A 14,927-nucleotide genomic window follows, 5' to 3' on the forward strand; every position below is an offset into this window, starting at 1 on the left:
AGTTTACACTTTAAAATTAGGGTCTACATGTTCCTTAATTAAAGTCCGCAGAGAATCTACTGTTTCCCATTCCGTATTTGTTCCCGAATTATAAGCGAACCCACTAGGCACCAATTTTGCTTTAAAATTTGATATAAATTCATTTAAATTCCACATAGTCGCTTGAGGAAGTATCACAAAATATTCACCTATGTCATAGGTAAAAAAGGAATCTGATGAGGTAATCATTTCTTCATGGATTTTCTCTCCTGGACGAATCCCAATAACTTTATGTTCGCAATCAGGTCCTATGGCTTTAGCAATATCCATAATTTTATAGGAGGGTATTTTAGGAATAAAAATTTCACCTCCCCACGCAGTTTTCAAAGCATGCAGCACCATATCTACTCCTCCTTGCAAAGTGATATTAAACCTTGTCATTTCCTTTACGGTAATTGGTAGCACACCCTCTTCTTTCTTTTTTAAGAAAAAAGGAATAACAGATCCGTTAGAACCCATGACATTTCCATATCTCACTACAGAAAACTTGATATTGTTTTGTCCTCGGATATTATTCGCGGCAACAAACAATTTATCGGAAGTTAACTTTGTAGCACCATATAAATTAATGGGAGCACATGCTTTATCTGTAGACAACGCAACAACATGTTGAACTTGTGTTTGAAGTGCGGCTTGAATTACATTTTCAGCTCCTCCTACATTTGTTTTTACGCATTCGTCAGGATTGTATTCTGCAATATGTACATGTTTCATTGCAGCCGCATGAATTACATAGTCAATACCCGAAAAAGCTCTAACTAAACGCTCTCGATCTCTTACATCCCCAATAAAAAATCGTACTTGTGGATATTTAGCTACAGGATAATCCTGCTCCATTTCATATTGTTTTTGTTCATCTCTCGAGAAAATGACCAATCGTTTTACACCTGGCCATTTTTTTAAAATATGGTGGGTTAAAGCTTTACCAAGAGAACCTGTACCGCCAGTAATTAATATCGATTTATTATGTAACATCTTATTTTCTACTATTTAAAACTAATTTTAGAAACTATTTAATTTATTAATTGTGTTGTAATATCTACTTTTTTATTTCGTCTAAACTGAAACTGAACGCATAAAATCATATATTTAGAACTATTATTTTAATGGTTTACTAAAATAAGACTATAAGTTAAATGGCTTCTGTATTTTTATGTAAAAGTTAGCAAATGATAAACCTAAAATAAATCCTCTAGTAGCAAAAATTATGGATTCTCTATAAATTCTACGATGCAAAATTTTATTCATTGTGGCAATTATAGATTACTATAGCTTGTCTTATTCATATATTCTTTTGTTTTTATTCCGTAATTATTCATTACGATCGGAAGAATATCGCAAGTAGGTAATTGTTCTTTAACAAAATTTGAAATCTCGTTTTTAGGGTGATAAGAAAACAAATGCCCTTCTGGAATATGATAAGCCGTACAAGAAGATTTATCATCAATGATTAAGTTCTCTAGCCCACTATCTTCAAAACTAAAATGAACAGCACCTAGACTAACATTTATTTTTTTAACGTTGCGTAATACAATATCTATTGAAAAATAGTTATCGTCTTTCTTTCGGTAGTTAATCTTTTCACCATTAATGGTCAACTTTTTTAGATTTTCTTCAAAAATTTCTACACTACCCTCCTGTAGTATAAAATTAAATTGTGGCACCATTGCCGGCATTTTTTTATATTGGCTGGGCGCATTAATACCCAACATCTTCATAAACTTTTCAGCATCTGCAATAATGACTTGTGTTTCTGTAGGTTCGCATTCAATAGCTTCTTGCCCCATACTAGAAGTAATGATCAATTTATACTCTTGATTTTTATCAATAAACTTTGATAGTTTTTTTAACATCTTATCCGTATGATCCATAGAAAAAAGTATTTCGTTACTATAGGTGCGTATCCATTCACCATCATAGTCTAAATTTTCGTATTCATCAGGAAAAAGTGCCGCCCAATATCGATGCATACTAGACGCTACATGGTTGGTAAAAAAAGTAACAAAATCAGGTTTTTTATCATTTAACTGTTTAAAAAACACATCAAAAGATAAAACTGCTTGAAATGTTCTCCTTCTTACATTTTTCCAAGGATCAATTTTTTCTTCTACCAATTGCTTAGCCACACTAGTCATCGTATCTAGTTTAAATCCGAATTTTGTAATTTGTACAAGTCCAGCCAAGATTTCACCGTACGGTAAAGCGTTATCAACATTACGCCCTGATTTTCTTGATAGATTTAAATTAATTTTCTGAAATAATTCGATATCCTTTGGGAAACATTCGTGATTTGGAGCAAACACGTCAGGTATATAGAAATCATAATTTTCTGTATTTTTTGGTACCGTTTGCGTATGTAAAGACCCAAAAACACCTGTCTTTATGCGATTACTTGATAAGATGTCCCATATTGGAGGAAACTCTTTATCAACTTCGGTAAGATTTTGATTAAAATCGGAAACAAAATGTTGATGACTTGGCACCCCTCTGTGTAATGTTGGCCAAGTGTTCCAAGGAGAAAGATGTCCTTTATTTTCAGTTATCGTTTCGTATTTCTTAAATTTGGGATAATTCTTAGCCAGCCAAGAGTTTGGCCTCATCTTCATGTAATATTGAAAAACTCGAATTGGAACCTCATTTAATTCAAAAAAAATTATCTTATTCATAATGCTTTCATACTTTTGGATGTAAATTTTTATTTTACGAAAATAAGGTATTTGTTAGAGTGGTTAAAATAAAATTTGAATTGCTGAAATTAAATGTTTAAAACTATTTTTTTTTCCAATATTCGCTTTCAGCTTGTAAAATAGCCCTAAAAAGAAGATAAAATAGAAAATCGAAATCCCCAACATTTGAAAACTATTAAAATAGGTAGACATGTATATAATTGAGACCGCTATTAAAAAATTAAGACAGCATAAAAACAAACTCGCTTTAAAATGCGTGAGCCCTGAATCTATTAATATATGATGGATATGATTTCTATCGGGATAAAAAGGACTGCTTTTTTTAAGTAAACGAACTCCAATGACTCTTAGAGTATCAAAACCAGGAATAAAAAAGATTCCGCTAATAACAATAAGTTTATTCTCTGCAACAAAAGAATATTCAGACAATAAAGAAATATCCATTGTTAAAAACTTTAAGGAAAAAACGGCGATGCAGAAACCCATTATTAAAGAACCTGTATCTCCCATAAATATTTTTTTTGTAAGAGACACATTGTATCTAAGATAAGCAAGTAAAATACCTATTAAACTTAAGCAAAACAAAAAATAAAAATAAATACCTGCTGCATAAAATAGAAATGCATAAATACTAAAAATAGCAATTCCGATAACAGAGGCCAAACCATCGATACCGTCTATTAAATTATACGAGTTTATAATGGTTAGCATAACTATCGTAACCAAAATATACGATACAATCGGCGGAATACCTTCAATCCCTAAAAACCCCTCTAAAGAAGTTATCTTATAACAAGCACAAAAAATTACAAAAGAAATAGCAATCAACTCTGCCCCTACTTTAGCTCTGGGTGCAGAAATTACTAAATCATCCTTTAATCCTACAGCGAACATTAAAGCCAATGCCCCTAGCAAATTTATACCAATGCCGTCGACATCCCAATTTTTAATAAAAATAAAAGCAAAAGATATGGTCAGAAAAAATGAGACACCGGCCATTGTAGGCGTGGAAATTTTATGCGAACTCCTTTCAGGTGGCAAATCAACTAAATCTCTACTATGAAGAATTTCTCTTATTTTAGGAATTAAAATAGTTACCATTATAAAAGATCCAATGAGAGAAAGTATGGATATTACATAAAGATTGTCGAAAGTTAAACGCTGTATGAATGATTCCATTACTATTTTCCTTTATTTCTAATAAAATTATAACTTACCTAAATACTTTAATATAAATTATTTTAAATAATCAATATTAAGATATTTTTACTTTATCAAAACAAGGGATTCATTTTTATAGTGCAAGTTAAACATATTTCTTTTAAATGTAATTTAATTGAACACAACAAATAATATACATATTTAAACTCTAAACTAAAGAAAGCTACTAAAAAACATCTTTTGATGAATAAATATCATGATAATAATATTAACAAATATAAAAAAGGAAATAGTAATGTTGTGGAAATGTATAGGTAATTTAAGACATCAATTAAAAGTTATGGCTTACAAATAACAACATAACTAGCTAAATTCAATTTTATTTCCTTTTTATTTCACTATTAAATATACCCTTACTACCCTTTAGACATCTAATGCCGTAATACATGGTTTCTTTTTCGCTTCCTTTTTATTAAAAAAATGACCATCATCAATGCGATGTCAATTCTTTTTAATTTCAATAAATCAAAAAATAATTCAATGGGTGTAATTACCATAATTAAGAAGAAATAAACTTTAAAGAGCATCTATAAATCCAGAAATAGATTGTTTATAAAATTTACAATTTCAATGAAACTATTTGATTTTTAGCAACAGTCTTCTCTTCTTTTCTCTTCTCTTCGGTTTTTCTGATCTTGGGACGCAAGTGTATCCAAAATTTTAATTTTTTTTTAAAAAAAATGACGAGAATACGGAAACCCGTAAAGATTATTAAAATATTGCTAGTAGTTTTGAGGAAAAATATGGAGGATGTATTTGTGATATGAGCAAATAAGAAAAACTCATTCGTCTAAAGTACTGTGTTTGCTAGTTTTTAAATGAAACCGAAAAATCGAATTGATGGTATCGCATTCAAAAAGCATACAAAGGTACATAAAGATTTAAAAAAGAAAAAATAATAACAATTATAGCTATATGCGATATCACAGCAATGAGGGTATATAATTGTTAGTTACAATTAAAACTAAAATTATGAAAAATTTTGAATTAAAAAAACATGACAAATATGATTACTTCTCAGTTGAACCAATGCCTAGTAAAAAGGAACTGAGTACATTTTATAAGAATGAATACTACCAGAAAGATTCTGGTCAATATGCTAAAAATTATTCAGACATTGAACTTGAATACTTTGCGAGTGATTGTAAGGTGTTGCAGCGACTATTTTCAAGAACTTTCCCTAATTCCAATCGGAAATCGATTCTTGATGTTGGTTGTGGCGAAGGGTATTAAAGTAATTTTTTTCTAAAAAACAATTGGGATGTTAATTGTTTCGATTATTCTGAATTTGGTATCATGACCCACAATCCCAATCTTAAAAATCACTTTGTCAAAGGTGAGTTAGAGAACTTGTTAAAAGAAGTAAAACAAAAAGAACAAAAGCATTCTATTATTCTTCTAAAAAATGTCCTTGAGCATGTTATTTCACCAACTTCAACACTTAAGCTTATTAAGGACATAATGGATGAGGAAACTTTGCTGTATATCGATGTGCCAAACGACTATTCTTCATTTCAAGATTTTTTAATTAAGAATAGTTATACTAAAAACACATGGTTTTGCCCACCACAGCACTTGCATTATTTTCAATTCGATTCGATACAAAAACTTCTTCAGGGTGAAGGGTTTGAAATAGTTAGTTTACAAGCTGGTTACCCAATCGAACAATTTTTGGTAAATGAATTTTCTAACTATGTTAAAAATAAACATACTGGAAAATCGGCTCATCTTTCAAGGTGTGAAATCAGTGCTTTTTTATTAAATCAAGGCATAGATAAATATATAAAGCTAAAAGAAGTCTACGGTGATTTGTCATTTGGACGAGAAATTCATGTTAGCGTAAAACTCAAAAACAAAAGCAACTAGCAAGGTGTATAATGCATAACCTTCGGGATACGGCGCCATACAATATACGTTCTATGCAAATAAAACTAATGAAAAAAGAACTTATAATATCAATTAGTCTTCTAATAATTAGCTTTTTACCAATCTTCATATTAGGTGAACAAAGCTGGATTACGATTCATGATAATTTAGATTCGGGAGTGTAATTTTGAAAAAAAATAGGGGTGATGTATTTGTGATATGGGCAAGTAAGAAAAAACCATTCATCTAAAGTACTGTTTTTCTTAGTTTTTAAATGAAACCGAAAAATCGAACTGATGGTATCGCATTCAAAAAGCGTACAAAGTTACAGAAAGATTTAAAAAAGAAAAAATAATAACAATTATAGCTATATGCGATATCACAGCAATGAGGATATACAATTGTTGGCAACAATTTAACTATAACTGAGTATGTAGAAAATCAGCAGTATCTTTTAATCCTCGATTTCTTAATATATCCAAAACTTGAAACTCATCCAAATCAGGATTTCTTCTATTCAAAACTAGCTCTTTAAAAGCTTTGACAGCCAGATCTGGATTTAAATCAACGATATCTGTGAGAAAGTCGTCAGCAGTTTTTGCTGTTAAACCAAAAGATGCTAAATATTCTTTTGGAAAATCCTTAATGTTGTTTGTAACAATAACATTTGCATTTGTCTTAATAGCAGCTGCCAAAACGTGTCTATCTTTAGGGTCTGGTAGTTTAAGGCTACTGATTAAACCCGAATAATTATTAACCAAAGCATCAGGGAATGCTTGATTTGCTCTATTAGCTCTTTTACTTGATTCCTCTAAGCTTACACCTTTTCTCGACATTATGTCTTTCCATTCATCAAAAATATGCTCACTCCATTTTGGAGTAAACATATCATAATATGCAAAACAGAAAAGTAAATCTCTAATCTCAATTGGATAAATAACATTTGTATCTAGGACACATTTAAATCTAACACTATGAATCATATAAACCTAATTCTTCATCCGACTTCATCATATCAATAATATGCTGTTTCTGAATTTTCTTCATGCTCTTTTTATGTTTCATAACATCTTCAAATTTAACCCTTCTATGTTTACCAACTTTAGTGAATTCAATTTCACCTTCTTCAAGAAGTTTAACTAAATGAGGTCTTGAACAACCTAAAATTTCAGCAGCTTTTTGAGTTGTGATCTCTGTCGCAACTGGGACAAGTGAAAAAGGCTTTCCTTGGCTCATTGCTTTTAATATTTCACCAAGAAATTTTAAAGCACTTAAAGGAATTTTAATTTTTTCTTGAGTTTCTTCAATTTCTATCTCTGGATTTTCCGACTTCAATTGTTCTATTACAGAAGCCAAAGCATCATAGGATTCTATTGCTAATTTTTGCTCATCTTTCGAAGGCCTATTGATTTTCTTAAAAGTTTCCATTGTCGCTGTTTCAATATAGTTTTATACAATATTAAACGAAATAAACGAAACAATCTTACAATTTTATGTTAAAATTAAAAAACTATTGCCAATCACGAAGCATATGGCGTGCCGACCTGTGCCGTGTTTCGGTATAGGCCAACGCTATGTGCCTTGTTGACCGATCCATTGCTAAGAATAAGGCAGGAAAACGACGGTTTGGGTTTGGGTTTTAAAAGGAGTGTGATTGGAGAAAAGAGCGCGTTTTCAATATTTCTAGTACATACGAGCTATGTATAATGCGTTTTTTAAATTTTTAGTCCTTTTAGAGCGTGTTTTAGGGCTCATTTTTTTGAGTTTAGACACTAGTATACTACGGGCACATTGCCATTTCTTTACTATTTGTATTTCAATTTTTTACGTATTGCTATCTTGTTATACGCTTTTGGAGGACCTCTACCATCGAATGTTAACAGCGTGATTAAAACTCCTTTTTTACAACTAGGGCCGCAACGATGTACCTATTTTTCTATCAAAACATACTCATCGATCACATCTAAATCTTTATTGGCTAATTGAAGCTGGAGGTGTGGTCGCTTTTTATTACTCTTTTGAGCGTTACAATGATCTGTTTGCTTACCCAAGTAAATATGCCTATGTGCCTGCCGGCAGCCAGGCAGGTAGGATTTCTGCTTGGCCTGTCCTGAGCGTAGTCGAAGGGTCAGTACCGAGTTTTATAGTCTCGCTTTCTTCAGATGTAACTTCGCAGTTACCACCATTGCCACTTACTAATGCTTCAAGAAGCCTGTCCTGAGCGAAGTCGAAGGGTTACTCCTGTGCATAAGGGGCTTACACCCTGTAGATTCATTATTTACCTTTCGCTAAATAAAAGATGCCCATACTGGGCACACACTGCATATAAAAAATAGGCGAAACACTCCTAAATTCATAGCTTTGAACTCGTATCAAAGTTCGTGCTTAGCCCAAAGTTTGGTGCTTCGTAATCGCCTACTTTTCATATACTAAACGTTGGCTTTAATTTAAACGAGAACCTTTTAGACTAATTTATTCATACATATGTGTATGATTATTTACATAAAAGAATACACATAAGTATTCTTTTTTTGTATATTTATACATATTTGTATACTTTTGTTTTGATTTACATACTTATATGTATAAAATATTGACGAATGAGAAACAAGAAAAAACTACTCGTAGAACAATTAGACCAAAAACTGGCTTATTTTAAAGATGCAGGAATGATCCTGGTCCCACAAAAAGGATGGGTAAATACTATTAGAACCACTCTTAATATGACAAGAGACCAATTAGGGACCAAACTTGACTTGACTAAAGGAGCTATTCAAAAAATCGAAGAACGTGAAGCTACAGGTCAGATAACTATAAACAAACTAAAGGATGTTGGCAATGCCTTGAATATGAAGTTTATATATGGTTTTATTCCTAAAGATGGGACCATCGAAAGTCTAATCAACTTAAAGGCTGAAAAACTGGCCCGAAAAATTGTTTTAAGGACCAATCAAAATATGAAATTAGAGGACCAAGGAATCAGTGAAGATAAAATTGAACATTCCATAAATGACTTGGCTAATGAAATAAAAAGGGAAATGAGAAAGTCATTATGGGATTAGATTTAAAATACGCAGATGGCCAAACACCTTTAGATGAAGACGAAAAAGAAGGTCTAAAAATAAAATTAATAACAACTCAAAAAGAACTCGATGAATTTGAACAGTTAAATATTGAAAATGCTGTAGAATGGACTATTCGAGCTAATTTAAAACCTGAAAAAATATTGACTGAAAAGTTTATAAAAGATTTACACAAAAAAATGTACGGCGATGTTTGGAAATGGGCAGGTGAATTTAGAAAGACTGACAAAAACATTGGAATAAAATGGACTCAAATCGGAATAGAACTGAAAAATCTAATTGATGACACTAAATATTGGTTAACTAACAAGACTTATCCACCTAAAGAAATTGCTATTAGATTTAAACATAGAATCGTAGCAATTCACTGCTTTCCCAATGGAAATGGTAGACACTCAAGAATGATGGCTGATATAATTATTGAATCTATTTTCGGAAAAGAAATTTTCAGCTGGCACCAGTCAAATATGGTTAGCCTAGATGCAACAAGAAAAGAGTATATCATAGCATTAAGAGAAGCTGACAATGGACATATAATACCATTAATAACATTTGCAGAAAACTAAAAAACTATTACCAATAACTAACCATATGCCATGCCGACCTGTGCCGTGTTTCGGTATAGGCCAACGCTATATGCCTTGTTGACTGATCCATTGCTAAGAATAAGGGGGAAAAACGACCGTTTGGGTTTGGGTTTGGGTTTTAAAAGGAGTGTAATTGGGGAAAGTAGAGAGTTTTTAATATTCGGCTGTGCTCAGCCTAACGAATACCTTATAAAAAACTAATTTTAAAACGGAAAAATTATCAGACAGAGTTTAAATTACACTCCCAATATTTTTTTAAAATTAGTATTACAATACACTTTTAAATATAAATAATCTGTTCCCTACAAAACAAAAAAGGTTTAACATCCGTTAAACCTTTATACTATTATAAAAAATGAATACTTCTATAATGCAGCATCAATCTTACCTGTATAGGTTTTTTTAGGAGCAACTCCTACTTGCTTATCAATCACTTCTCCGTTTTTAAAGATTAAAACAGTTGGTATGTTACGAACACCATATTTAGCAGCAAATTCTTGATTAGCATCTACATCAACTTTACCTACAATTGCTTTTCCTTCATATTCAGCGTGAATTTCATCTACAATTGGCCCTACCATTCTACAAGGTCCGCACCAAGCTGCCCAAAAGTCTACCAATACTGGTTTGTCTGATTGTAATACTACTTCGTCAAAATTTGCGTCTGTGATTTCTAATGCCATTTTATATCTATTTTAAATTGTTATTTCGTTTAAGATTACAAAAGTAGTCTTTTTATGTTTGCTCAATATTTTACAAAAATTGCTTTTTACTATGTATCTATCAATAGTTCTTATGCTGACAGCTAGAATGTTGCTTAAAAAAATAGTTTCAATTTAACTTATTTTTAGAAATTTATCCCCTGTAATTCCCATCACAAAAAAGTAAAACACACCTGTATCAAGACTCGTAATTAAAACCAAAACTCAACTTTTAAAATTGAAAAACACTTTTATTTTAAAACAACTCTTTCGCAATTGCCTGAATATTATCACTTTTACCCATAGAATAATAATGTAAAACTGGAACGCCTGCCGCTAATAATTCTCTAGATTGCTGAATTGCCCATTCTATCCCCACTTGACGAACCTCTTTACTCGTTTTACAACTTTCTACACTATGAATTAAAGTTTCTGGCAAATCGATTCTAAAAACCTGTGGCAATAATTGCAGATGTCGTTGCACAGCAATTGGCTTAATCCCTGGGATTATAGGAATATGAATCCCCATTTTTTTTGCAGCCTCTACAAACTCAAAATACTTCTGATTGTCAAAAAACATTTGCGTTACCACATAATCTGCGCCTGCAGCTACTTTTTCTTTTAAACGCTTTAAATCGGTTTGTAAAGAAGGCGCCTCCAAGTGTTTCTCAGGATACCCAGCAACACCAATACAAAAATCTGCTTTATTGGTCGCTTCCATTACATCATGTAAATATTTTCCACAATTTAAATTCTGAATTTGAGTAACTAAATCTTTTGCATATTTATGACCTCCATTTGAAGCTTCAAAATATTTTTGATGACTCATCGCATCTCCTCTTAACGCCATTACATTATCAATTCCTAGATAATGACAATCTACCAGCAAGTATTCTGTTTCTTCTTTTGTAAAACCTCCACACAACACATGGGGCACAGTATCAACATTATATTTGTGTTTTATTGCTGCACAAATACCCACAGTTCCTGGTCGCATTCTTGTAAGTTTTCTATCTAATAAACCTTCTTTTTCTATATACACATATTCTTCCCTCGAAGTGGTTACGTCTATAAAAGGTGGATTAAATTCCATTAAAGGATCAATATTGTTGTATAATTCCTGAATATTTTTTCCTTTTTTGGGCGGAATTATTTCAAAAGAAAATAATGTTTTTCCGTTCGATTTTTTAATGTGATCTGTAATTTTCATAAGCCTCCCTTAATCCCTCCAAAGGAGGGAAACTGTTGTGGGTTATTTTCTGTTATTAATTTATTTTATTAGGGCGTTCCCTAAAAAGGTCGCGCTTTCCATTATATCTTTTTATGCCAAATACAATTCAGCATTTGCTTTTTTTATCAGAAAGTATTTTTAAAATCCTGATGACACTAAAATGAGTCAGCATAAAAAGGATGCCATTGCAATCGCTAACGCAACTTATTTGCCAACTTAATTTCGAATACAGTGAAGCAATTTTCCTTTTTAACTGGATATTGCTGCCTCATTCTTCCTCGTAATGACCGACTTTTTCTTTGACGAATTTTCTTTTTTAAATACATTCAAGGCTTTTGAAACCTTGTAACATAATTATATATCGCAGACCTCACAGGTTTTAAAAACCTGTGAGGTCTATAAATTATTCTTCAGCCAGAGTTGGATGCAACCACTTTCTTGCTTTCTCTTTTGTAATTCCTTTTCGCTCTGCAAAATCAGTCACTTGATCGTTCGTAATTTTCCCTAAACCAAAATATTTGGCTTCTTTATTCGCAAAATAATAACCAGATACCGCTGCTGCTGGCCACATTGCCAAGCTTTCTGTAAGCGTAACCCCTATGTTTTCTCTTACTTGTAGCAAATCCCAAATTGTTTCTTTTTCTAAATGATCCGGACATGCTGGATACCCCGGTGCCGGGCGAATTCCTTTATAATTTTCTTTAATCAAATCTTCATTGGTTAAACCTTCATCTGCATCATAACCCCAATGTTTGGTTCTAATTTGTTTGTGCAAATATTCGGCCAATGCTTCTGCAAATCTATCTGCAATGGCTTGTGCCATAATCGCATTGTAATCGTCCTCTTTATCTTTATAACTGTCTGCCAATTCTTGTGCCCCAAAAATTGCCACACAAAAAGAACCCATATAATCTGTTTTGCCTGTTTCTTTTGGAGCTATAAAATCTGATAAAGCAATATTAGGAATGCCTGGTCGCTTTTTTAATTGCTGACGTAAAGTTCTAAAAACGGCTACTTCTTTTCCTTTTTTCTGAACAGAAATATCATCATCATTTACAGTATTGGCTTCAAACAGACCAAAAACTGCTTTTGGCTTTAAAAGCTGTTTTGCAATGATTTCTTGCATCATTTTTTGAGCATCTTCAAAAAGTTGCGTTGCCTGCTCTCCAACAATATTGTCTGTTAAAATAGATGGATATTTACCGTGTAAATCCCAACTTCTAAAAAACGGACTCCAATCTATAAAAGGCACTAATTCTTTTAAACTTAATTGCTTTAAAACCTGAATCCCCAGCTCTTTTGGCTTTTTAATTTCAGTCATTTTCCAATCAATTTTATATTTTCTCCTGCGCGCCTCTTCAATTGAAATGTATGATTTTTCCTTTCCTCGCTTTAAAAACTTAACTCTAAATTCGTCGTAATCTTTTTTTAATTTTGCAACATATAAATGGCTCGTTTTCTTATTCAATAAATCACCCACCACAGTCACAGCTCTCGAAGCATCATTTACATGAACTACCGCGTTTTTATATTGGGTATCAATTTTCACAGCAGTATGCGCTTTAGATGTGGTTGCGCCACCAATAAGTAAAGGAATTTTAAAATTTTGTCGTTCCATTTCTTTGGCTAAATAAACCATTTCATCTAACGAAGGAGTAATTAATCCGCTTAAACCAATCACATCAACATTTTCTCTTTTTGCCGTTTCAATGATTTTTTCTGGTGGCACCATGACCCCTAAATCTACAATTTGGTAATTATTGCAACCCAAAACAACACTCACAATATTTTTACCAATATCATGCACATCACCTTTTACAGTCGCCATTAAAATTTTACCTGCCCCCTCCGCCCCCGAAAGGGGAACTTGCGCATTTTTGCGAATAACTTCTATAACTTTATCTAAATTAAATAAAACATCTTCATTTGTAAATCTAACAACAGAAAGCCCCTTACTTTCTAACCATTCTGTTCGTTGTTTATCATTTTCTTTATTTTCTGGTAATTGATGTATTAGTCCATCTATTTCAATAACTAACTTTAATTTTAAGCAAATAAAATCTGTAATATATGGACCTATTATATGCTGCCTTCTAAATTTATGTTCATCTAATTGTTTATTACTTAAAACATTCCAAAGCATTTTTTCTGCTTCTGTTGGTTTGTTTCGCATTTCTTTAGCAAATTCTTTCAATCTATCATATAAGATTGGGTCCGCAAGTTTTCTATAATCTATTTTTTTGGTCTGCTGAGAAGTTCCCCCTTTGAGGGCGGAGGGGGCTTTTTTTGCTTCCTCTATAAAAGGATTTAAATACCCCACTGCTTTTTTCATTACTCTTGCCGATTTTACCACCTGTGGCAAAAACATTTTTCCTGCACCAAATAAATCTCCAACCACGTTCATACCGATCATTAAATGCCCTTCGATGACTTCAATTGGTGCAGAAGCTTCTTGCCTTGCTTGCTCTACATCTTCTATGATAAAAGCATCAATTCCCTTCACTAAAGCATGTGTAATTTTTTCTTGTAAAGATTTTTCTCTCCAAGATAGATCTGCACCTGCTTCTTTTTTAGAGCCTTTTACAGTTTCTGCAAAATCTAACAACCTTTCGGTAGCATCTTCTCTTCTGTCAAGAATAACATCTTCTACCCGTTCTAATAAATCTTTAGGAATGTCATCATAAACCTCTAACAAAGCAGGATTTACAATTCCTATATTCATACCTGCCTGAATAGCGTGATACAAAAACACGGAATGCATTGCTTCTCGAACGCCATTATTTCCTCTGAATGAAAAAGATACATTGCTAACACCACCACTCACGGAAACATTGGGTAAATTTTCTCGCACCCATCTGGTTCCTTCAATAAAATCGATGGCATTTCTTTTATGCTCATCCATCCCTGTCGCAACAGGAAATATATTTAAATCGAAAATAATATCTTCGGATGGAAAGTGGACAATGTCTACCAATATTTTATAAGAACGTTTGGCTATTTCTATTCTACGTTCATAATTATCTGCTTGCCCAACTTCATCAAAAGCCATGACAATTACCGCAGCACCGTAGCGTTTTATTTGCTTTGCTTCCCAAATAAATTTGTCTTCACCTTCTTTTAATGAAATGGAGTTTACTATACATTTTCCTTGCACAACTTGCAAACCTGCTTCAATGATTTCCCATTTAGAGCTATCAATCATCATTGGTACTCTGCAAATATCTGGCTCAGCAGCAATTAAATTTAAGAAACGTACCATGGCTTCTTTTCCATCAATCAAACCATCATCAAAATTAATATCGATAATTTGTGCACCTCCATCAACTTGATGTCTTGCAACATCTAAAGCTTCATCGAATTTCTCTTCTTTTATTAAACGTAAGAATTTTTTAGATCCCGCTACATTTGTTCGTTCTCCAACATTTATAAAATTGCTGTTTTCGTTTAGAACTAAAGGTTCTAAACCAGACAAATGCATATATTTAGTTTGTTTTACTTTCATCTTCTTTCTA

The 14,927-nt window shown here is 32.4% G+C and carries 13 protein-coding genes; 5 read left to right on the forward strand and 8 right to left on the reverse strand.

What is annotated here, in order from left to right:
- Positions 1 to 3: 3 nt before the first annotated feature.
- The 3 genes from pseB to K8354_RS12970 all read right to left on the reverse strand — a co-directional run bounded on the left by pseB (position 4) and on the right by K8354_RS12970 (position 3,905).
- Positions 4 to 1,014 carry a UDP-N-acetylglucosamine 4,6-dehydratase (inverting) gene (gene pseB, locus K8354_RS12960; RefSeq protein WP_223440591.1) on the reverse strand — a complete coding sequence of 337 codons (1,011 nt, stop codon included), beginning with the start codon at positions 1,012 to 1,014 and terminating at the stop codon, positions 4 to 6.
- A gap of 281 nt (positions 1,015 to 1,295) precedes the next feature.
- Positions 1,296 to 2,705 (reverse strand): hypothetical protein, encoded by a 1,410-nt coding sequence (locus K8354_RS12965; RefSeq protein ID WP_223440593.1) that lies wholly within the window; start codon positions 2,703 to 2,705, stop codon positions 1,296 to 1,298.
- A 63-nt stretch (positions 2,706 to 2,768) separates the two neighbouring features.
- Positions 2,769 to 3,905, reverse strand: coding sequence for a glycosyltransferase family 4 protein (locus K8354_RS12970; protein ID WP_223440595.1), 1,137 nt, complete (start codon positions 3,903 to 3,905; stop codon positions 2,769 to 2,771).
- 1,014 nt (positions 3,906 to 4,919) lie between these two features.
- Here K8354_RS12970 and K8354_RS12975 point away from each other — a divergent pair.
- The 3 genes from K8354_RS12975 to K8354_RS18860 all read left to right on the forward strand — a co-directional run bounded on the left by K8354_RS12975 (position 4,920) and on the right by K8354_RS18860 (position 5,998).
- The gene (locus K8354_RS12975; protein WP_223440598.1) at positions 4,920 to 5,180 is read left to right on the forward strand and encodes a class I SAM-dependent methyltransferase; all 261 of its coding nucleotides are present in this window, start codon (positions 4,920 to 4,922) and stop codon (positions 5,178 to 5,180) included.
- A gap of 63 nt (positions 5,181 to 5,243) precedes the next feature.
- Entirely contained in the window at positions 5,244 to 5,813 is a 570-nt protein-coding gene (locus K8354_RS12980; protein ID WP_223440600.1) for a methyltransferase domain-containing protein, read from the forward strand.
- Positions 5,814 to 5,881: 68 nt separating this feature from the next.
- The gene (locus K8354_RS18860) at positions 5,882 to 5,998 is read left to right on the forward strand and encodes a DUF6044 family protein (protein ID WP_223440602.1); all 117 of its coding nucleotides are present in this window, start codon (positions 5,882 to 5,884) and stop codon (positions 5,996 to 5,998) included.
- A 234-nt stretch (positions 5,999 to 6,232) separates the two neighbouring features.
- Here K8354_RS18860 and K8354_RS12990 read toward each other — a convergent pair whose 3' ends face one another.
- Together K8354_RS12990 and K8354_RS12995 are read right to left on the reverse strand one after the other, a co-directional pair.
- Complete coding sequence (locus K8354_RS12990) at positions 6,233 to 6,796, reverse strand: PIN domain-containing protein (RefSeq protein WP_223440604.1); 564 nt, start codon at positions 6,794 to 6,796, stop codon at positions 6,233 to 6,235.
- Entirely contained in the window at positions 6,786 to 7,241 is a 456-nt protein-coding gene (locus K8354_RS12995; protein WP_223440605.1) for a helix-turn-helix domain-containing protein, read from the reverse strand. Before K8354_RS12995 ends, K8354_RS12990 begins: the two co-directional genes overlap by 11 nt.
- Positions 7,242 to 8,413: 1,172 nt before the next feature.
- Here K8354_RS12995 and K8354_RS13000 point away from each other — a divergent pair.
- Both K8354_RS13000 and K8354_RS13005 read left to right on the forward strand, forming a co-directional pair.
- Positions 8,414 to 8,875 carry a mobile mystery protein A gene (locus K8354_RS13000; RefSeq protein ID WP_223440607.1) on the forward strand — a complete coding sequence of 154 codons (462 nt, stop codon included), beginning with the start codon at positions 8,414 to 8,416 and terminating at the stop codon, positions 8,873 to 8,875.
- Entirely contained in the window at positions 8,866 to 9,462 is a 597-nt protein-coding gene (locus tag K8354_RS13005; protein WP_223440609.1) for a mobile mystery protein B, read from the forward strand. The genes K8354_RS13000 and K8354_RS13005 overlap by 10 nt, the downstream gene beginning before the upstream one ends.
- Before the next feature lie 386 nt (positions 9,463 to 9,848).
- Here K8354_RS13005 and trxA read toward each other — a convergent pair whose 3' ends face one another.
- From trxA to K8354_RS13020, 3 genes are all read right to left on the reverse strand, one after another.
- Positions 9,849 to 10,166: a thioredoxin gene (trxA, locus tag K8354_RS13010; RefSeq protein ID WP_223440617.1), complete on the reverse strand. Its 318-nt coding sequence runs from the start codon at positions 10,164 to 10,166 to the stop codon at positions 9,849 to 9,851.
- Between the two features lie 274 nt (positions 10,167 to 10,440).
- Complete coding sequence (gene metF / locus K8354_RS13015; protein WP_223440627.1) at positions 10,441 to 11,394, reverse strand: methylenetetrahydrofolate reductase [NAD(P)H]; 954 nt, start codon at positions 11,392 to 11,394, stop codon at positions 10,441 to 10,443.
- A 424-nt stretch (positions 11,395 to 11,818) separates the two neighbouring features.
- Positions 11,819 to 14,917 carry a vitamin B12 dependent-methionine synthase activation domain-containing protein gene (locus K8354_RS13020; RefSeq protein ID WP_223440635.1) on the reverse strand — a complete coding sequence of 1,033 codons (3,099 nt, stop codon included), beginning with the start codon at positions 14,915 to 14,917 and terminating at the stop codon, positions 11,819 to 11,821.
- Positions 14,918 to 14,927: the final 10 nt, after the last annotated feature.

Origin of the sequence: Polaribacter litorisediminis (assembly GCF_019968605.1) — a bacterium.
GTDB classification, from domain to species: domain Bacteria; phylum Bacteroidota; class Bacteroidia; order Flavobacteriales; family Flavobacteriaceae; genus Polaribacter; species Polaribacter litorisediminis.